The organism is Pantoea sp. X-Soil-ISGK-259, from assembly GCF_059730705.1.
Genome location: NZ_AP035987.1, coordinates 90,752 through 110,064, shown reverse-complemented (window position 1 = coordinate 110,064; position 19,313 = coordinate 90,752). Strand labels below are relative to the sequence as shown.

General features: G+C 52.7%; 17 protein-coding genes and 1 pseudogene. 5 read left to right on the top strand and 13 right to left on the bottom strand.

Annotated features, from left to right (window positions below):
- The first annotated feature begins 3 nt into the window (after positions 1–3).
- Positions 4–1,098 carry an ABC transporter substrate-binding protein gene (locus AC6I77_RS19710; RefSeq protein WP_497817344.1) on the top strand — a complete coding sequence of 365 codons (1,095 nt, stop codon included), beginning with the start codon at positions 4–6 and terminating at the stop codon, positions 1,096–1,098.
- Here the strand turns inward: AC6I77_RS19710 and AC6I77_RS19705 are convergent.
- The 11 genes from AC6I77_RS19705 to AC6I77_RS19655 form a co-directional block, all read right to left on the bottom strand.
- Complete coding sequence (locus AC6I77_RS19705; protein WP_003848140.1) at positions 1,087–2,070, bottom strand: XdhC family protein; 984 nt, start codon at positions 2,068–2,070, stop codon at positions 1,087–1,089. The two genes, AC6I77_RS19710 and AC6I77_RS19705, sit on opposite strands and share 12 nt — an antisense overlap.
- Positions 2,067–2,633, bottom strand: coding sequence for a nucleotidyltransferase family protein (locus tag AC6I77_RS19700; RefSeq protein ID WP_497817242.1), 567 nt, complete (start codon positions 2,631–2,633; stop codon positions 2,067–2,069). The genes AC6I77_RS19705 and AC6I77_RS19700 overlap by 4 nt, the downstream gene beginning before the upstream one ends.
- A 95-nt stretch (positions 2,634–2,728) precedes the next feature.
- Positions 2,729–5,038 carry a xanthine dehydrogenase family protein molybdopterin-binding subunit gene (locus AC6I77_RS19695; RefSeq protein WP_497817241.1) on the bottom strand — a complete coding sequence of 770 codons (2,310 nt, stop codon included), beginning with the start codon at positions 5,036–5,038 and terminating at the stop codon, positions 2,729–2,731.
- Entirely contained in the window at positions 5,035–6,027 is a 993-nt protein-coding gene (locus tag AC6I77_RS19690; RefSeq protein ID WP_003848134.1) for an FAD binding domain-containing protein, read from the bottom strand. Before AC6I77_RS19690 ends, AC6I77_RS19695 begins: the two co-directional genes overlap by 4 nt.
- Positions 6,024–6,512 carry a (2Fe-2S)-binding protein gene (locus AC6I77_RS19685; RefSeq protein WP_008924558.1) on the bottom strand — a complete coding sequence of 163 codons (489 nt, stop codon included), beginning with the start codon at positions 6,510–6,512 and terminating at the stop codon, positions 6,024–6,026. The genes AC6I77_RS19690 and AC6I77_RS19685 overlap by 4 nt, the downstream gene beginning before the upstream one ends.
- A 674-nt stretch (positions 6,513–7,186) precedes the next feature.
- Positions 7,187–7,750 (bottom strand): hypothetical protein, encoded by a 564-nt coding sequence (locus AC6I77_RS19680; protein ID WP_039661620.1) that lies wholly within the window; start codon positions 7,748–7,750, stop codon positions 7,187–7,189.
- A 248-nt stretch (positions 7,751–7,998) separates the two neighbouring features.
- Positions 7,999–8,937, bottom strand: a complete 939-nt coding sequence (locus AC6I77_RS19675; RefSeq protein ID WP_003848125.1) for an omptin family outer membrane protease — start codon at positions 8,935–8,937, stop codon at positions 7,999–8,001.
- Between the two features lie 538 nt (positions 8,938–9,475).
- Entirely contained in the window at positions 9,476–10,726 is a 1,251-nt protein-coding gene (locus AC6I77_RS19670; RefSeq protein WP_497817240.1) for an MFS transporter, read from the bottom strand.
- A 415-nt stretch (positions 10,727–11,141) separates the two neighbouring features.
- Positions 11,142–11,399, bottom strand: a complete 258-nt coding sequence (gene bhsA, locus AC6I77_RS19665; RefSeq protein WP_003848120.1) for a multiple stress resistance protein BhsA — start codon at positions 11,397–11,399, stop codon at positions 11,142–11,144.
- A gap of 162 nt (positions 11,400–11,561) precedes the next feature.
- On the bottom strand, positions 11,562–12,878 hold the full coding sequence (locus tag AC6I77_RS19660) for an ATP-binding protein (RefSeq protein WP_003848117.1): 1,317 nt from the start codon (positions 12,876–12,878) through the stop codon (positions 11,562–11,564).
- Entirely contained in the window at positions 12,875–13,615 is a 741-nt protein-coding gene (locus AC6I77_RS19655) for a response regulator (RefSeq protein ID WP_375150391.1), read from the bottom strand. Before AC6I77_RS19655 ends, AC6I77_RS19660 begins: the two co-directional genes overlap by 4 nt.
- 276 nt (positions 13,616–13,891) lie before the next feature.
- Between AC6I77_RS19655 and AC6I77_RS19650 the strand changes: the two genes are divergently transcribed.
- Both AC6I77_RS19650 and AC6I77_RS19645 read left to right on the top strand, forming a co-directional pair.
- Complete coding sequence (locus AC6I77_RS19650; RefSeq protein WP_003848113.1) at positions 13,892–14,320, top strand: DUF305 domain-containing protein; 429 nt, start codon at positions 13,892–13,894, stop codon at positions 14,318–14,320.
- Between the two features lie 49 nt (positions 14,321–14,369).
- The gene (locus tag AC6I77_RS19645; protein ID WP_337028633.1) at positions 14,370–15,827 is read left to right on the top strand and encodes a YncE family protein; all 1,458 of its coding nucleotides are present in this window, start codon (positions 14,370–14,372) and stop codon (positions 15,825–15,827) included.
- 62 nt (positions 15,828–15,889) lie between these two features.
- Here the strand turns inward: AC6I77_RS19645 and AC6I77_RS19640 are convergent.
- Positions 15,890–16,515 (bottom strand): annotated as a pseudogene (locus AC6I77_RS19640) (transposase); the annotation flags it as partial.
- A gap of 504 nt (positions 16,516–17,019) precedes the next feature.
- Here AC6I77_RS19640 and dapC point away from each other — a divergent pair.
- Positions 17,020–18,222 (top strand): succinyldiaminopimelate transaminase, encoded by a 1,203-nt coding sequence (gene dapC, locus AC6I77_RS19635; RefSeq protein ID WP_039661630.1) that lies wholly within the window; start codon positions 17,020–17,022, stop codon positions 18,220–18,222.
- A 282-nt stretch (positions 18,223–18,504) separates the two neighbouring features.
- On the opposite strand, the gene AC6I77_RS19630 is transcribed toward dapC, so the two are convergent.
- The gene (locus AC6I77_RS19630) at positions 18,505–18,837 is read right to left on the bottom strand and encodes a hypothetical protein (RefSeq protein WP_219848848.1); all 333 of its coding nucleotides are present in this window, start codon (positions 18,835–18,837) and stop codon (positions 18,505–18,507) included.
- Between AC6I77_RS19630 and AC6I77_RS19625 the strand changes: the two genes are divergently transcribed.
- A complete protein-coding gene (locus tag AC6I77_RS19625) occupies positions 18,825–19,289 on the top strand; it encodes an IS3 family transposase (protein ID WP_419721755.1) in 465 nt (154 codons plus the stop codon). The genes AC6I77_RS19630 and AC6I77_RS19625 overlap by 13 nt on opposite strands.
- The last annotated feature ends 24 nt before the right edge of the window (positions 19,290–19,313 follow it).

The following is a 19,313-nucleotide window of genomic DNA, read 5'->3' as shown; positions in this document are numbered from 1 at the left end:
GTGATGCTGGTCAGCGCGGGCGTACACGCCCGCACGCTGACCGATATTACCGGTCGCCAGGTCACCATTCCTGACCATCCGCAGCGTATTGTGCTGGGTGAAAGCCGGATGCTCTACAGCGTTGCGCTGCTGACACCCGGCAATCCTCTGCAAAATATCGCTGGCTGGCCGCAGGATCTGAAAAAGTATGATCCTCAGACCTGGCAGATTTTTGCCCGCCGGTTCCCGCAGATGGACGCTATTCCGGTACTGGGCCTGGATGGCGTTAATGACATGAATCCCGAACAGGTTATCGCGCTAAAGCCTGACGTGGTCATCCTGCCACAGCTGGCACGCGGCAGTGAAAGCGGCCTGGTACTGGAGAAAATGCTCGCGGCGGCGAATATCCCGGTGGTGAAGATCGATCTGCGGGTTGATTTGCTAAAAAATACTGAGCGCAGCATCATGCTACTGGGCGAAGTACTGAATCAACCCCAGCGTGCGGCTGACTTTAATCGCTTCTACCGCAGCCACATGCAGCGCATTGCGAGTCGTCTGGCGGGTTATCACGGCCCGAAGCCATCCGTGCTGTTGCAGTTGCACCTGGGACGGCGCAGTGAATGTTGTGTCACCTCGGTAAACGGCAATCTGGGTGAGCTTCTGACGTTTGCGGGTGGCAAAAATATAGCCAGTGAGCAGATCAAAAGTGTGTTCGGGCGGCTGAGTGAGGAAAGTGTGATCGCTGCTCAGCCGGATTACTACTTTGCTACCGGCACTGGCAGCGCAGATGAAGTGGGTGCGTTAAAACTTGGCCCCGCTGTCACCGCAGCGCAGACCCGACAGAGCCTGCTGGCACTGACAGGTAAGCAGAATGCCCTGAAGCAGCTCACCGCACTGCGCGACGGTCATGCCGGTGCTATCTGGCACAACTTTTACCTCAGTCCCTGGCACGTAGTAGCAACCGAATTCTTTGCGACCACGCTCTACCCGCAGCTGTTTCATGACGTCGATCCTGAACAGACACTACGGCAGCTGTTCCGTGATTTCCTGCCAATCCCCTATTCGGGCAGCTACCTCTACAGACTGGCACCCGAAGTGAAACCGGAATCAGGCCGCTGACAGTCCGCGATTTTTTACCCGAACGATATCTGCCATCACCGACAACGCAATTTCCGCCGGCGTTTTGCTGCCGATGGGCAGACCAATGGGCGCATGGATGCGGTCCAGTTCCGTCCGATCCAGACCGGCGATCTGCTGGAGTCGCGCGCGCCGTTTCTCGCTGTTTTTCACCGAGCCCATAATACCGATATAGAACGCGGGTGTGGCAATCGCTTCCATCATCGTCAGGTCATCAATGCGCGGATCGTGGGTCAGTGCCACAATCGCCACCGCAGCGTGCGCCCCGTTCAGCTCCAGCCAGCGCGCCGGATGCTGTGACACCAGCGTCACGTTGTCCGCGCCGCTGAAGTGGCTCTCCAGCTCTGAGAGCATCTCCGGGCGGTGCTCACAGACCCGCACATGAAAACCCAGGATCTGCCCAAGCCGGATGCACTCATAGGCTACGGTTGAGTAGCCCGCGATCAGCAATTCCGGTATCGCGCCAACAGGCAGCAACATCTGCGCCTCGCTGGCATCCAGCTCAGGCAGCACACGATCGCTGGCGATAACTTCCCATTGTGCGCGTTCACCAGGCCGTATCATTTTCACCATCGGCTGTTGCCCGCTCAATGCGCGTTGCATTGCCTTCAGCAATGCCAGCGTAGCGTCATCAGGCGGCAAATATTCAATGGCGATCTCCAGACTACCGCCGCACGGCAAATTAACGTCAGGCCGAATTCCGCCCTCACCATAGCGCACACGCTGACTGCTGGCTCGATAAGCACCCGCCGCCAGTTGCGCCAGAAAATCCTCTTCTATGCAGCCGCCCGACAGTGAGCCGCAGTACGCTCCGGCTTCATTGACTGCCATCAGCGTGCCCGGCGCGCGCGGCGAAGAGCCATAGGTACGCAGCACCGTACAGAGCCAGACATTCTGACCTGCCTGGCAACTACTCAATGCCGCATTAATCACGCGTTGATCCAGCGTTATCATGAAAATTCCTTTATTAACTGCAGATCAGCGGGGAGATCGATATCGCACAGGCAACCGCGATCCTGAAGTGGCAGCCTGACCGCCTGTGACTTCACCATCGCCTGCGGACCGGCATCGCCCTGCAACACGCTCAGCATGGGATAGCATTGCTGCTGAAAACCGACCGGATGGCCTGGCCTGCCCTCAATCCACGGCCTGACGATCATCGCATCCCCCAGCGCGGCGCTGACGGCGCGATAGCTTTCCGCCGTGACAAATGGCATATCACCCAGCGCAATCAGCCAGCCGTCGTAGTCGCGGCTGGCGTGAACACCGGCAGCGATCGATTCGCCCAGTCCGCCGCTGTTACACAGCACTAAAGTTGCCTGCGTGCAGAGCGTGTGAATTGCCGATGCGTCGGGGCGCGTGACGACGAACAGGTCAAGCCCGCTGGCAGCGGCCTGCTCCAGTGTATGTTGCAACACCGGTTTGCCTTCCAGATCAGCCAGAAGCTTATGCTCGCCTGCCTGCTGGCGAAAACGGCGACTCAGCCCGGCGGCCAGTACGACCAGCGCTATCCTCACTCTCTTTCTCCGCTCAGCGTGCAAAACGGGCGCAGGCTCCAGCCCACGCCCGTAAAATGACAATTCGACCGGCTGTCAGCCGGTCAGAATCAGGCTCAGATAATTTTGTCGAGCGTAATCGGCAGGTCGCGAACGCGCTTGCCAGTGGCATGGAACACCGCATTACTGATCGCTGCCGCCACGCCGACGATACCCAGTTCACCCACGGGTTTACCGCCCATCGTAGTCGCCTCGAAATCGGGCTCGCCCACATTGATGGTGGTAATGTCAGGAATATCGCCATTGACCGGCACCAGATAATCCGCCAGGTTATTATTGATTACCCGGCCATTACGCGGATCGACAATGCCCTCTTCCATCAGCGCCTGGCCGACACCCATGATCATGCCGCCAATCCACTGACTGCGCGCCAGTTTAGGGTTGTAGAGACGACCGCTGTCGAGTGCCGCGACCATCCGTTTTACCCGAATCGTGCCAAAGTCTTCATCAACCCGCACTTCAACAAAATGCGCGCTCCAGCTGTGGGCAGAGAATTTTTCAGGACGGGTACCATCATTGAGGTTGCGGACCATCTTATCGCGCTCACTTTCTGACATATCATCCGGGAAGGTCCCGCCTTTCACCGTGAGACTCTCCGACGGTGCCAGGCTCGCCAGCTGCGCGAATGAGACGGCCAGGTTGCTGTGCTGAGTATGCTGCACGCCGTCGCCTTTCAGGGTGAGCTGAGAAGCCGGTGTCCCTTTCAGCGGCGACTGAGCCAGCTCGCTTGCCAGCTTCAGTAACTGGTCGCGCATGCGTTTAGCGGTGTCGTCCACTGCGGCAGTCACGTTGCCGGCCAGCTGCGAACCGCCCGCTACGCCTGTACGCGGCAACTCGGTATCTCCCAGTTGCACCTCAATGGTACTGGAGGCCACGCCCAGAATGTCGGCAGCAGTCTGCGCCAGAATGGTATAGGTTCCGGTGCCGATATCCGCACCACCGCACTGCACCACAAATTTGCCCTGCGGCGTCAGGATGATTTTCGCTTCTGCGGGCAGCTTATTGACCGGATAGGTGCCGGAGGCCATACCCCAGCCAATCAGCTCACGCCCCTCACGCATTGAACGCGGCGTCATAATCCGCTGGTCCCAGCCAAAGGCTTCAGCCCCTTTCTGATAGGCTTCTTTCAGTCGGCGTGAACTCCACGGCAGATCGAGCTGATAATCTTTGTCTGCCCAGTTGCGCAGACGCAGTTCCAGCGGATCGATGTTCAGGGCATAAGCCATCTCATCCATCGCCACTTCCAGTCCAAAGGCGCTGGGGTTTTCGCCTGGCGCGCGCATCCATCCCGGTGTAACGGTGTTGATCGGCCTGATCTGATGTTGAGTGGAGACGTTCTCCACCGCATACATACGCGCTGTAACTTTGCTGCAGTTCTCGGCAAATTCGTCGATCAGTGACGTTTCACTGAAGCTGCGCTGGATAATCGCCTGGATTTTGCCGTCACGCGAGGCACCCAGCTCCAGCTGCTGAGAAGTAGCAGCACGTCCGCCGAGACCCGTAAAGGTCTGCGGACGGGTCAGCGACACCTTGATCGGGCGGTTAAGCGCCCGCGACGCCACACTCGCCAGCGCGACGTGGGTATAGGGCACTGGCTTTGAACCAAATCCGCCGCCGACATAAGGCGAGATGATGCGCACGTCTTCAACCTCAATGCCCAGCCACTCGGCGATCTCCACCTGTGCGCCCGCGACCCACTGGCTTGGCTCCCAGACAGTGATCCGTCCATCCTGCCACTGCGCCACACAGGCGTGCGGTTCCATTGGCATATTATATTCGCGCGGCGTGGTGTAGCGCTGACTCAGACGCACCTCAGCCTGTTGCATCGCTGCCTGCGCATCGCCCATGTTGATATCCTGCTTCGAGACCGGTTTCGGCTCAACGCCCTCATCAGTTGCAAAAATCAGCGCGGGTGAGGTTTCATACTCAATTTCAACCAGCGAGGCGGCATAGGTCGCCTGCTCGAAGGTCTCTGCCACCACCAGACCGATATTCTGCCCGTTGTGAATAATCACATCGTCCTGAATCGGGGTGTAGGTTGACTGCGCCGCGCCCCCATCTGCAATGGCAGTAGGTTTGTTGATCTTCAGGCTGTTCAGATGGGTATAAACCGCCACCACACCCGACGCCTGCTGCGCCTTGTCGGTTGACATGCGGCTGATACGACCGCTGGCAACGGTAGACTGGATCACCACGCCATAAAGCGGATTTTCCGGCTGATGTTCAACCGCATAACGCGCTTCACCAGTGACTTTCACTTTGCCGTCGCCCCGCGTGCGAGCGGCGCCCAGCCCTTCAATCGGGTTGTCTGCAGCTGAGTTCGCCTTCACTGCATCCTGAGGCGCGTGGTCGTTTACGTCACTCATGCGATTTCTCCTGCTGCCATCAGCGCGCGTGCAATGACACGCGGCGCCAGTTTTGCTTTATAGGCGTTATGTGCCAGCGCCTGCGCTTCCTGGGTAATCAGTTCTGCGGCCCGGAACACTGTCTCTTCATTAAACGGCTGGCCTTCCAGTGCCTGCTCCACGGACCTGACGCGCCAGGGTTTGGTCGCCACGCCGCCCAGTGCGATATGCACCTGACGCATCACGCCGTTCTCCAGCGTAAAGCCTGCGGCGGCACTGGCTGCAGCAAACTCATAGGAGCTGCGGTCGCGGACTTTAAGGTAGTGAGAGTGCCGGAGAGAGTCGGTTTGCGGCACTTCAATCGCCACAATAATTTCGTCATCACGCAGATCGTGCTCACGATCAGGCGTGTCACCTGGCAGCAGGAAGAAATCATCCATTGCGATGCGGCGGGTTTCGCCCTGCTGATTCTGCAGGACCACAATGGCGTCAAATGCCACCAATGCGACCGCCAGATCGCCGGGATAAACCGCAATGCAACTGTCGCTGGCACCCAGAATGGCATGATTGCTGTTAACGCCATCCAGTGCGGCACAGCCAGAACCCGGATTGCGTTTGTTACAGGCAGTAAAGGTCGCCGGATCGCGGTAATAGGCGCAACGGGTACGCTGACGTAAATTGCCGCCCAGCGTCGCCATATTACGAATCTGAGGAGACGCAGCCTGCCACAGGCTGCCGTAGATTGCCGGTGCATTCTGCTCGCAGTCGTGATGATCGGCCAACTGACTCATCGTGACCAGCGCACCGGCCGTAATTTTATCGTCGTCAAACTGCAGATTTTTAAGCTCGCTTAATCCGCTGATACCAATTAACTGGGGTGGCGTGAAGACGCCACACTTCATCAGATCGAGCTGCGTGGTGCCGCCCGCCAGCAACTGACTGCCTGACTGCTGTTTAAGGGATGCGGCGTCCTGAGGCGTCTGCGCGATTTTCCAGCTGAATTCATTCATGCGGACTCCTTCGCCATCTCAGCAGCGGCCTGTTTAATCGCATCGACGATGTGCGGATAAGCCCCGCAACGGCAGAGATTGCCGCTCATATATTCACGGATCTCATCATCTGAACCGGCGTGGCCCTCTTTGATACAGGCGACAGCGGACATAATCTGGCCCGGCGTGCAGTAGCCACACTGGAAGGCATCATTTTCCATAAAGCAGCGCTGAACCGGATGCAATTCACCTTCGGTAGAGGCCAGGCCTTCAATGCTGGTGACTTCAGCGCCATTTGCCTGGACCGCCAGCGTCAGGCAACTCAGCACCCGCTGACCATTAATCAGCACCGTGCAGGCACCGCATTGTCCCTGGTCGCACCCTTTTTTAGTGCCGGTCAGGTTCAGATGCTCGCGCAGTGCATCGAGCAGGGTGACTCGCGGATCGACCTGCATCTGCTGCGACTGGCCATTGACCTGCATTGTTAGCGATATTTGTTCCGACATTGTCTGCTTCCCATTGTTGTGGGCTAAAAGATGGTTTTTATTGGTATTTTTATGACGGGAGTGAAATCGGGGAAATGGTGATAACCCTAATCTTTACACGCGTATCTCTGCTTTTAGGTTTAGCAGCTTTTTGGCGATTCGGGGAAGATCAGGGTAAAAGACAGCGTTATCTGAGGTGAAAAGAAGATCAAAGCGTTATAAAAGTTAAAACATAACGATTTCATCTCTATGATTTTATGGGCTTTAAATTCTAACTTGCTGCTATGTGTCGTTCAGAAGACTTCTGGAACTGCCTTGTTAACTTTCCCAAAAAGTTAAACACTCAGGAATTGCCTGAATCGACAATCCTGTTTAAGCCAGAATCCGCTGACGGAATATGCAACGTTGAGTCTGCTACGAGATGGCCATTTTCTCGGTTCAGTGAGGCAATGAGGTGCCTGAACGCCTGGCACACACATCAGGCTCCTCTTCTGGCCCCCTGGTGGCTTAGAGTATTTGTGGTGGGATAAAATGGGTCATTACCAGTATGAAAAACGAAATGTACACGCGTCATCTCAAGGTTATCCATATTATCTGTTAAGCGTGCAGAAATGCTCTATCCTTTCGGATAGTAATACTACAGGCTGATTACTCACCATTTCGTTGACGTAAAAGAATCACAGACTTTTTTCTGATTAGCTTCCACCGATAAGATGTTGACAACGATTTCTGGCGTCCCAGTTATATTGAGGATTTTTTATAAAATCAGAAGCAATTTTGGCACGATCTGAATTAACCGTGATGACATAATCAGCCGAAATTTCCCGGACACCATATTCAGTATCAATAAAGTAGTGTTTTCCTGGCTGCGGGATAAATGGCACCCATTGAGAGAGTAAATACGTTTCCTGATGCTTAGTTTTTTTTCCTTTTTCGTCATAATCGCTTTTAATCGTGTTGAGCTGCTGAAGAGCCATGAGCCTGCCCGGTTTTACCTTGCCAGTCATAACGTGACCTGCAGAGGGTATTAAATTTGACTCAAGTTGATAGCGCTCAGTTCTGTCATAACAACTGCCTTTCTTCTCATAGACAGAAAGATAAAATGTGCCCACAAATCCTTTTGGATTTATGGCCACTACGGTCGCTGCATCTTTACCTTCGTAATTTTTATAATCGAGGGGAAGAAGCGTAGAACAACCCACCAGGATAATAGCAGGGCATATTAACACTATTCTCTTAAATTTCGTGATGGCATGCATTTATTTTATCTTCCTGACATTCTGATTCTGGACGCCTGCCGCGAATAAAAAACTAAAGGTATTTATAAAAAATTCTATTTATCGCGCAATTAAACGTAATCGCAGACCAAGTGAGTTTAAATTTCACTCAGCCAGCTATTTTTAGCCATAAAAGCCATGCAGGCACTCTCTATCTGATGGCCTTATTATCAGGACGATTAAAAAGCCCGAAAGAGCTTTTTAATCGCTTTATGGCGTGCAGAGACGAATCAGAATCGGTATTGCAGACCCGCGGTGATCGTGTAGTTTTTATTCGAGATACCCGCGGCATCTCCACCAATTGATGCTGAATCACCGGAGAATCGGTCAATGATCTCTGTGCTGCCTTTGCCTTCTTCATATTTGCTGTAAGTAAATTCGGCAAAAATTTTGGCATCAGGTGTCACATAATATCCTGCGTCGACTGATGCGCCGTAGTACCGGGAATCAGTCGCTTTCTCGCGAAAGGTGAGATCGCGCATGTAGTGCTCGTCGTTATCGTGTGCACGGACCCAGTCACTGAATTTAAACAATGCGTTAAATTCGAAGTCGTTAATACGATACTGTCCCGCAAGACCAACGTAAGGCATTGAAAAACGCTGGCTATACCCAATGCCACGTTCACCTCTCGGGAAATCACCCGTCGATGCGCCATTATCGTAATTGTATGAGCCACCAAAGGCGGTCCAGCTGAAGCGGGTTTCCTGATAACCAGCCGTCAGCCCGGCCTTGTAGTTATCGCCTTGCAACACCCAGCCCTTAACATTGAGATCGTATTCGTTGGCGTAATTAACATCCGTGCGGGGATGAGATGAATGGTCTGTCCAGGCTGACTGATTGTCATCAAGCCAGTCATAGTCATCCATATGACCGGAACCGGACGCCAGGGAAGTCCAGCCTCGCGCATTCAGCGTCAGAAATGAGTATGCATCCCAGGATAGTTCGCCTTTCAGAATAGCCACATTCTTTATTTTCCAGTCCAGTTTGCTGACTTTGCGGCCTGTTTCTGTGTCGTAAACCAACTCATGAGATTTGCCACTCAGCATCCCGGCTGACGTCGAGACAGTAAAACTTTCCGGAGAAAAATTCGGTGAAAACCGATCTGAATCTGCGCAGGCTCCGCCTGACAGCGTCGCCATCATCATCACTGCAACGGTACTTTTTTTCATTTTAATCCCATTTCCTTGAAGGTAATCCTTGTACAGCAGCGCCATTCTTCTCATTCAATGACAGCTGCACTTCTATACTCACCTGTGGGGCTGAAGCCCCGAAAAAACGAAATCCTGCGCGATGGTGCATGTGAAGTCGGAGATTTGTTAACAACTCACATTGTCCATCGCAGGTTTGAACAGTTAAGGCAAATTCCTTAATCGGCATGTCATCAGGAAACATTAATTATTTTTGCCATTCCCACTTTTATGGCGGCCTGGGTTATGGCCAAGCTGCGGAAGCCAGGTTCCTCAGGCGTTCATGCCGAAAGATGTCATTCACAATGCTGTCTCCTGACCTCCCGCCAAAAGAGTGATTAATGATCGGCCAGGCGGCTTGATTCTCAGCGTGACCGTTCAGGTTGGGACACTGCTGAAGAGCGAATCTTGATATAAAGCGCAATTAGGATTCCCTGTTTCCATGCTTCTCTTACGGCAGACTATTAAATTGCAGTAGCCTCTGAAAGCCACGTATTCCCGGCGCCCTGCTCGCCTTCTATCAGGCATCCTTAAGGCGCGCGAGCATGCGGTTTCTGTAAGCGTAGATGATTGCGCAGAGTAAAAGGCTGAGCAACGCAGTACAGATAAAAACGCCCGCCCCGGTCATCGCCAGCATTATCCCACCGATCAAGGGTCCGACAGCGATCCCTAGCGTCGACAACATTGAGGCGCCAAGATATGCACCGCGATGCTCTGGTGGTGCCAGCTGATCAAGTAAAATGTTCAGATTTGGCATCATAATCGCTTCGCCCACACTAAAGACACTGGTCACAGTAAGCCAAAGCCATATCTCCGTTGAGCGTGTACTAAAAAAGCAGATCTGAGATAGCGCGAAAATAAACCCACCGAGAAGAATGCGCTTCGGCAGGGAAACGGTAGCCAGAAACCGCATGATGAACGTCTGGAAGACCAGAACGGTGCAGGCATTTGTCACCAGTATCAGGGTAATCAGCTTAATGGCGGCGTCGCCATTCAGTAACAGGAGATACTGCGGCAGAATAGCTTCGTAATGGATAAAAACAACACTGCATAAAATGCTGCACAGCAGCCCCGCAATATAAATGTTATCCCTCGCGATGATACCGATAACCTGATGCAGTTTAACCGTTACCCTGTCTCCATCCTGCTCCTTCACAAGTTTTCCTGCGGGGATAAACAGCAGCACATAAACGAAAAAAGGAATATAGGTAAGCCCGGTTATTAAAAAGGTGCCCTTTTGCGATGTCAGGCCAAATGCAATTCCGACCAGCGGGCCGAATACCGCTGCGACGTTGATAAGGTAATAGCGCATTTGCAGGGCAAGCGCACGACGACGACGATCCACCAGCAAATCACTCATCAATGCGCGCAGCGGCGGATCAACCCACGCAAAGGAGACGCCGATAATCATCAGGCCAATAATAAACAGCCCCATCCCGGCGGCCTGCGCCAGAAGACTATACCCCAGCGCTGAAAACCCGCAGCCCAGCAGCAGAATAACGCGTCGCCCCAGCCTGTCTGAAATCTGCCCGCCGTACATGCCGAGCACCACCGAGAACAGCGCACTGCTGGTCATTGCCACACCAATGGCGATCGGCGACATATGATAATTCTGCGTCATGATGACGGCGATAAACGGCCATGCCATGAAATAACTAAAGCGTATAACCAGCGTAAAAAAGAGAAGCGCATGAACTGTCGCCGGAAAAGATTTCAGCGTCCGGAATAATCCTGTTTCCGTACATTCCTCAGCCGCAGGTCTGGTCGTCATAAAATATCCTTATTTTGTTTCTGTAAGTGCTACGCAACGCAGTGTGCATAAAGCCTTAATATTAATAAGATTATTCTCCAGGACACGCAATCCAAATGTTAACTGATTGTTTATTTCCCCAGCTTATAGGGTAAAGGCTCCTGTTCGGAGAGCAATGTAAGGAAAAAAGTAATGCAGGGAATTAAATGCGGACATTACTGCTGGTCATGAAGGTGACCCGTTACCGAAGCCGTTCCGGTGAGCGCGTTGGCTGGCTTTAAGCGTTTAAATGTGGAGAAGAAATGAAAAACAGGGTGGCCAAAAATAGCCTGGGCAGGATTCAAAACTCATATTGCGGATAGCATTAAACGATTCGCGCAGTAAGCGCAACGCGGCGCTGATATCCACTGAATTGCGTTACTGCGCATCAACATGTTTATTTGTAAATATCAGCGGTGCCAAACAGGACGTTATTGCCTCCCGCCGCCACGATACGGTAGCTGCTTGCTCCCGCCGCCTGCGCTTTTGCTGCCAGATTGTCTTTTAATTCGGAAAGCGTAGTTGAGCCGCTGCTGTCAGAGACGCTACCGATAAGGGTCTTACCTTGTGGCATGGTGGTTTCCATTGCAGCAAAGCTGGATACAGAAACAGAGCCCAGAATTACAGCGGCCAGAATCATTTTTACGTTTTTCATATGTCACCTCAGAAAGTGGAATTCGCCAGGGGAAGCAAACGCTAAACTGTTGCTGCCCGATGTGAGAATTACACCATCGCAATGTATCGGTAACATATCGACCAGGGGTGAAAAGTGTACCGGAATTTCGCTCTTTGCCGTTATTACACACTGCGATACAAATCAGTGAAGGGTATCCGGCAATGTCACCGTCACCCGCAAACCGCCGTGTCGGCGGTTCGTCAGTGTCAGCTCACCGCTTAATGACGCCACCAGCTGCTGGGCAATGGCTAAACCCAGCCCGGTTCCACCGGTGGCCCGGTTACGCGAGTTCTCGATGCGATAAAAAGGCTGCATCACCGCATACATCTCTTCCGGTGGGATGCCGGGTCCGCGATCCAGCACCGCTATAGTGATCTGACCTGCATCCTGTTCCACCACCACTTCTGCGCTGCCCGCGAACTTCAGCGCATTATCGATCAGATTACTGAGCGTTCTGCGCAGCGCGTGCGGTCTGGTACTAAACGACCCGTGAAGTTTTCCCTGCAGCGTTACCTGCTGCCCCGTGTCCTGATAATCGCAGACCAGGCTGTCTATAAAAGCATGCGGCTGTATGCGGCACGGTTTTTCATCGCTGCTTTCACTGGTGCGCGCATAGGCCACGCCTTCGCGAATCAGCCGGGTCATCTCCTCAAGATCCTGCAGCAGTTTGCTCCTGACGTCTGTCTCACTCATCATTTCTGAACGTAGACGGATACGTGTTATCGGCGTTTGCAGATCGTGGGAGATCGCCGCAAGAATTTGCATGCGCTCTTTGAGATAGGCACTCATTCGCTGCTGCATGGCATTAAAAGCCCGTGCCGCATTGCGCACTTCAACCGGCCCCTCTTCCGACAGGCGCACCGTTTTATTTGAATCGGGATGCAACTGTTCTGCAGCCCTTGTCAGATCTGCCAGAGGCCTGACCGCGCTGCGCACCGCAAACCAGGCGGAGCCAAACAGCAGCACAAACTGCGCCACGAGTACAATCGGCAGCCAGCGGGCAAACGGCATATTACGCGGGGCCAGATCAATGCTGAGCGGGCTGCCATCACGTAAACGCAGATGCGCCATCATCTGAGCACTGTTATCAGGATTAACGCTGAAGCTCAGGGGATAGCGCGGGCCAAGCGCCCGCGTCAATGCGCTGGCCGTGTCCTGCAGGCGTTTTGTCTTTGGCGGCTGGCCCAATGGCGTAGCGTACATCAGATAATGATGATTACTGCGATCGAGACGTGTTGCCCATGCAGCGCGTTCACTGGCAGGAAGGCGATCGAGAATCGCAACGCTGGTGGCCACGTCATATTCCAGATTGCCCATCATCATGGCTTTGGCACTTTGCGCCCGCTCCAGCAGCAGCAGTCCCAGAGTTAATCCATTCGCCAGCAGTAACCCAAGCAGCAGGATCAGCATCAGCCGCGAGGCCAGGCGTTTAGGCCACCATTGCATCAGACGTTTCACGCGTTGGCCTCACGCAGTTCCACCGGCATCGCAAATACATAGCCCTCGCTGCGCACCGTTTTGATATAAAAAGGTTCGCGGGCATCATCGTTTAAGCGTTGACGCAAACGGCTGACCAGCAAATCAATGGAGCGCTCGAATAACTCGGCGTCTCGGCCCTGCGTCAGATTCAGCAACTGATCGCGATTAAGCACACGTTTTGGATGATCAACAAATACCCGCAGCAGGCGATACTCCGCGCCGCTGAGTGCCACCATCACGCCTTCTTTGTCCACCAGGTTACGCGACGTGGTATCCAGCACCCATTCGCCAAATGCCACAATTCGCGCCGCTTCTGAAATAACAAGATTGGGCGGCATCATGCGCGTACGGCGTAAGACGGCTTTTATTCTGGCAAGCAGTTCACGCGGGACGAACGGTTTGACCAGATAATCATCGGCGCCCATTTCGAGCCCGATGATGCGGTCAGTCTCTTCGCTTCGCGCTGTTAACATCAGCACTGGCGTGCCTTTATGTTTTCCACTGCGCAGTTCACGACAAAGGGTAAGGCCGTCATCGCCCGGCATCATCACATCCAGCACAATCAAATCAACCGGCATGCTATCGAGAAAGCTACGCATTTGCCGCCCGTCGGCGACCTCTGTCGTACGCAGACCGTTCTTTTTCAGGTATTCCGCAATCAGGCTACGAATTTCACGATCGTCATCCACGATCAAAATGTGATCGACATGTTCCACAGCGCAATCCTTATTTTCAGAGGGTGTGCAAACCGCTGTCAGCTTATCGCAGTTATATCGTTAGCGTTGCGGGCTTTGTACCGGAGTGTATCTCCCTTCCTCATCGATCCTGCGTCACCATCATGACGGGCGCGGCATTTGGCCAGAAACATTCCGTCATCCTGCTACATAAAAATACAAATCTCTTTCTCCGGGAAACAGTACCGATACAGGGCTTTGCTTTTATAGGCCAATGAAAGGCCAGTCCGGCCTTTGCTATCCGGTAAAGGGCTTGCTATGAACCGTACTCTTCGCTGTTTCCTGATTGCTAACAGCCTGCTGGTTTTGAGCCAGAGTGCAGGCGCACATGATCACCCCAATGCCAATGCACCTGCCGTTCTCCAGGAGCAAGGCTTCTGGAAAGAAAATGAACAGGCTATGGACACCATGATGTCCCGCATGGCTATCGATCCTACCGGCAATGTTGATGAAGACTTTGTTGCCATGATGACACCGCACCATCAGGGCGCCATGGATATGGCCGTGGCTGAGTTGCGATACGGCAAAAACGAGCAGCTCAGGCGTATTGCGCAGGAGATCATTGTGACCCAGCAACAGGAGATCGTTGCGATGTATCAGGCGCTGGGTAAACCTCTGCCTCCGGCCGCACCCGCTCCCGATCAAGTCCAGCCAGATTCTGCGCCTGCGGCTCCGCAGGGAAACTAAGCCACACCCTGTGGCCTTTGAAACAACCGACAGTAAAAAGGGATACACCATGACAAGACCATTTGTATGCTCAATCCTTGCGGCAACAGTGGCGCTGGCGTCGTCGTTCACCTGGGCGGGACAAGCGCCTTATGCTGCCTCTGCAGCGGACATCAGCGTGAGTCATCATGACCGCGTTTACGCAGCAGAGCAGTTCTCCAACACCGTTTCTGTTACCGACCCCGCCAGCAATACCCTGCTCGGGGTGATTAAACTGGGTGATGCGCAACCGGCCAACCTTAGTCCACTTTATAAAGGCCAGGTGCTGGTACATGGACTAGGTTTTTCGCCAGATGGCAAAACCCTTGCTGTTGTTTCAATTGGTTCCAACTCTGTCAGCCTGATTGATACCGCGACCAACGCAGTGAAGCATGTGACTTATGTGGGTCGAGCACCGCATGAAGCGTTCTTTACTCCCGATGGCAAAGAAATCTGGGTCACCGTACGCGGTGAAAATTATATTGCGGTACTGGATGGCAACAGCGGGGAAGAGAAAACGCGTATTACCGTGCCTGGCGGTCCGGGCATGCAGATTTTCTCACCGGACGGTCAATACGGTTACGTTTGCTCCTCCTTCAACCCCGAAACCGTGGTGGTGGACGCAAAAGCGCATAAAATTATCGGCAGCATTAAACAGGTCAGTCCGTTCTGTCCCAATATAGCCGCCACGCCTGATGGCCGGCAGGTCTGGTTCACGCTCAAAGATGTCGGTAAAGTGCAGGTGTTCGATGCGCGCCCACCGTTTACACTGCTGAAAACCATCGACAGCGGTCCGATTACTAACCACGTCAATATCGTGCATAACGCTAAAGGCACCTTTGCTTACGTCACTATTGGTGGCCTGAACAAAGTAAACGTTTACCGTACCGATGATTTCCGTCAGGTCGCAACCATTCCGGTAGGCAATCTGCCACACGGCGTCTGGCCATCGGGTGACGGAAGTCGTGTTTATGTCGGTCTGGAAAACGCTGACGCCCTGACGGCGATTGATACCCTGAGCAATAAAGTGATCGCGACCATTCCAATTGGTCAGGCACCGCAGGCGGTGGTCTATGTGCCCAATGCCGTGCCGCAGGGCGATGGTAAGCAGAACCTTGTGCCGTTGGGCCTGGCAGGTAAGGCAGCACACCTGACACTGAAAGAGGTAAATGCTGCGCAAGGGGCGCAGCCTGCAACCACGCTGACCCTGTTCGATCAGGGGTTGACCCAGGTGTTGCAGGCATCTGCAACCGGGCTGGAACCGAAGCAGGCCTATCTGCTGGCGCTGTCGTCTGATGCTGAAGGAAAAGGTGAGCTGGAGCCACTGGCACAATTTATGACCAACCCGGCCGGTGCAGCGATCGTTAATGCCGTCGGTCCGATTCGTCAGGTGGTGAATAGCCATCATGCAGATGAACGACGTTATCTGGTGATTGTAAAAGGCACCGCCGATCAGCACGGTAAGCCTGTGCAGATTCAGGTGCGTTAATCCTCTCTTTGCTGCTGTCAGCCAGGTCTCCATGGGGATCTGGCTTTTTTATTGTTGCGGCAGTCAACAGACCAGCTCTGGTTCAGCGCTTCAGGTGTGGTCAGCGGCGATGGGCTACGTACCGGCAGACGATTTTTGCCTTTGCGACGAAAATTCAGTTTCAGCAGGCAGTAAATGCGGTGGATCCGCTTATGGTTCCACTGATATCCCTGCCGCTTCAGAACCTGAAAAAGCTTCGGGAAGCCGTATCGTGGATATCTTTCAGCCGCCGTCTGCAACGCGAAATAACGGGATCGTCAGCGTGCTGTCAGGACGGTAGTAGTAAACCGTTCTGCTCAGGTTCAGAGTCCTGCAGGCCTGACGGGTACTCCGTCCGAATGTCGTTATCAGATGCATCACCCGCTCACGCTTAAAGGCTGGCTTCAGAGCTTTTTTTCGATAACGTCTTTCTGTGCCCGATTTTCAAGACTGAGGTCGGCAAACAGCTGCTTAAGCCGTCGGTTCTCGTCCTCAGGATCTTTTATCTTTTAATATCAGATGCTTCCATGCCACCCTATTTAGACTTCCAGTTATAGTATGTCGCTTCAGAGATCCCGGCCTCCCGGCAGACGTCTTTCACTGTTCGTGCGGCTTCAACCGACTTCATTACCGTGATGATCTGATGCTCAGTAAAACGGGCTTTACGCATAGCGATCTCCTTCGCTGGCGAAATGAGTATGCCGGAAGGTCTTTAAATGTGAATGGCACGATTATGCGGGATACTTACACTATCTAATACTGGAGGCAGAGCAGAATATTTGATTGCAGAATGTAAATAGCATAATGCTCGATTTTGGGTTGTTGAGTAGAGAATCGCCGAAAAAACACCACGATTAAGGACGGATTTTCAGTTTACATGCCTGAATAGAAAAGTATTGCAAAAAATATATATTATTATATTACAAGAACATATATCAATTTATAAAGCATGAAGGCACTCTAAATCTATTCTGTTTATATTCAGTTTATAAGATCTGAGCAAAATTTATACCGTGCCGCGCTCAAGCAAAAGAAGAGACTTCATAATTATCAAGACCCATTCAGACAAATCAGATAAGTAGAACGATCATGATACAGAGTGGTCTTTGATAAGGATTTGCGGCTTGCGTCACGATATTTCTCTCAACTCAGAAATGCTGGAGTGTTGACCGATATGAACCCTGCGCTGAAACAACTTCACCCCTACCCGTTTGAAAAACTTCGAGCCTTACTTGCTGGAATTCAACCTGATAAAAATCTAACGCCTATATCACTGTCGATCGGAGAGCCTAAACATTCGGCCCCGGAAATGGTCAAACAAATGCTTATTTCCAGTCTCGATAAAATGTCGGTGTATCCCGCAACTCTGGGTATCCCTGAATTGCGCGAGGCAATCATAAACTGGTGTGAAAGGAGGTTTGGCGTCCCAAAGGGATGGCTTGATGCCAGTCGTCATGTTCTACCGGTAAACGGAACACGAGAAGCATTATTTGCCTTTACCCAGGCAGTTGTTGAACCTAATGTCGAAGGTTTGGTGGTCAGCCCAAACCCTTTCTATCAGATATATGAAGGTGCTGCGATCCTGGCGGGGGCGGCTCCGCATTACCTGCCATGCCTTGAGAGTAACGGTTTCATTCCTGACTTTGAGGCTGTTTCAGCGGATATCTGGACACGTTGTCAAATTGTATTCCTGTGTTCCCCAGGCAATCCTACCGGTGCACTTATCCCTCTTGAAACGCTAAAATCACTCATTAGCCTTGCGGATAAATACGATTTTATTATTGCAGCCGATGAATGTTACAGCGAATTGTACTTTGACGAGTTGTCGCCCCCTCCGGGTTTACTGACCGCATGCGCAGAGATGGGCCGTATCGATTTTAAGCGCTGTGTTGTTTTCCACAGTCTTTCAAAACGATCGAACCTGCCAGGCCTTCGGTCTGGATTTGTGGCTGGTGATGCAGAGATTCTCAAATCATTTTTGCTCTATCGCACATATCATGGCTGCGCAATGCCGGTGCATAGCCAGCTCGCAAGCGCCACGGCCTGGCGGGATGAGGCACATGTTCGCGACAACCGTTCTCTTTATCGGGAAAAGTTTGATGCGGTTCTTGAAATTCTGACCCCTGTTCTTAAGGTGAAGAAGCCTGACGGAGGCTTTTATCTTTGGGCCGAAGTCCCTGGTGACGATACCGACTTTTGCCGGCAACTCTTTAGTCATACAAATGTTACAGTCATCCCAGGCTCATATCTTTCCCGGGAGGTTGACGGCATCAATCCGGGCGCAGGCTGGATTCGAATGGCATTAGTTGCACCTGTTGCAGAGTGTGTGGAGGCGGCCACACGAATAAGGGATTTTCTGTCTACCTATCGTAGGTAAACGGTTACAGCATTTATGATAAACGCTAACCAGCCGGTGGTCTCAGATCATCTTCGACTTTGTTAACACCGGCTATTCTTAATTTTATCTGGTCAGGTTTTCATGCATACGGCGATCCATGCCAGCTGCAAGCTTTACTCCGCTTCACCGCGTGCCGTCGCATTAATCTGACTAAAAAGCCCCTTCGTCCAGGATGCATGACGTGCTTCGCATCCGATGAGAGTTGCTTTGACCCGCCCCAAATCACGAAAATTGCAGGCAGTAAGGAAAGATGTTATTCAGTTAAGACTTTTTTGCTAAACGATCTTTTTTGGGCGCTGCGCTTTCAGCGCAAAAATAACTGATTATTTTTGTCTTAAAGGCGGGGTCCGTCCTGTCGCCATATGCCTCACTTTTAATGCGCTCACGAAACTTACCTGCTAATTTCTCTGCGTTGATACCTCTTGCCGGGGCTCTCTCAGTGACATCAGGCAGAGCGTTGTGATCGCTGATAGAGAGTTCGCTTACTGATGGAAAGACTGAGGTGACCTCCTCAGGCGTTGAGGACGCCTGAAACGCACAGGTAACCCTGGCCGCAGACAGCCCTTCTACAGCAGCAAAATTTGACTGATTCATATCCGCAGGATGCATCAGCTTTAATCGTTAACCGGGTTCACGCAGCGTATGCTCTTTGGCCGTCTGAATGTCAGTGGCTAGCTGTCTTACATCAGAATGAGATAACCGAAACGCGAATTCACTATGGATATCGCCGGGTATACGTGATGCTCAGGCGGGAAGGCTGTCGCAATAACCACAAACGGATCTACCGGCTTTTCAGCGAGCAGGCGCTGTTACTGCGCCTCAAACGTCCACGGCGCAATAAATCCGCGCAGCGCCGGCAGCCACAGCCTCAGCCTCAGCCTCAGGGGCTGTATTCGAATCACGTCTGGGGCATGGAATTTGTCTCGGACGTGCTGTTTGACAGGCGACGACTGCGCCTGCTAAAGGTTATCGACCTTTACACCGACGAATGCCTGGGATCTGCGTCGGGCAGAATCTGCGTTCAACAGAAGTGGCAGAAATGCTGAACAGCATAACGCTCAGGCGTCCTT